Origin of the sequence: Bacillus sp. SIMBA_008 (assembly GCF_046535495.1) — a bacterium.
GTDB lineage: Bacteria > Bacillota > Bacilli > Bacillales > Bacillaceae > Bacillus > Bacillus subtilis.
Genome location: NZ_JAWRWL010000623.1, coordinates 1 through 264, shown reverse-complemented (window position 1 = coordinate 264; position 264 = coordinate 1). Strand labels below are relative to the sequence as shown.

The window sequence follows — 264 nt, the reverse complement described above, 5'->3', positions numbered from 1 at the left end:
CTCCCTGGATAAAGTAATGAACCCGGGAAATTTCTATTTCGGCGGCGACCTGTCAACGCCGGGACAAGCAATTCCGCATGAGATGGCGAAAATTCCAATGTCACGCACGGAGGATCGCCAGCACGAGCCATCGAACTACACCAGGCCACCGCCAGCGGGGCCGTCGAAACCCCGAGCCGCTCGCCCCCTTGCCTGTTCTAAGATCGGCGCTCACGATCGCCTGCCCGCGCTCAGCTGGATCGAACGCGATCAGATACCCAATCC

At 59.8% G+C, this 264-nt stretch carries 1 protein-coding gene; it reads left to right on the top strand.

What is annotated here, in order from left to right:
- Positions 1-264: hypothetical protein (locus tag SB658_RS24695; RefSeq protein ID WP_410603031.1), on the top strand; the 264-nt coding region annotated here is incomplete at both ends.